Genomic DNA, 266 nt, shown 5'->3' on the forward strand with positions numbered 1-266 from the left:
GTTGGAGGGTTTCCTCATCACGGGCCATGCCCACGAAGCCGACCTCAGCTGACGGGATGAGGCGCATCATGCCCTCGAGCATTCCCAGGCCGGCGCGCAGAATCGGAACCACGAGGGGCTTAGGGCGGGTCAGGGCGACGCCCTCGGTGGCGGTGAGTGGGGTGGTGACGGTGGTTGGCTCGATGCGCACCTCGCGGGTGCCCTCGTAAGCCATGAGGGTGACAAGTTCCTCGACAAGCTGGCGGAAAACCGGGCTGGGGGTGTCT

General features: G+C 66.2%; 1 protein-coding gene. It reads right to left on the minus strand.

Annotated elements, in window-relative coordinates:
• Positions 1-266: uracil phosphoribosyltransferase (locus tag P9217_RS30230; RefSeq protein WP_347404378.1), on the minus strand; the 266-nt coding region annotated here is incomplete at both ends.

This window comes from Mesorhizobium sp. WSM4989 (assembly GCF_029625795.1).
In the GTDB taxonomy this organism is placed as follows: domain Bacteria; phylum Pseudomonadota; class Alphaproteobacteria; order Rhizobiales; family Rhizobiaceae; genus Mesorhizobium.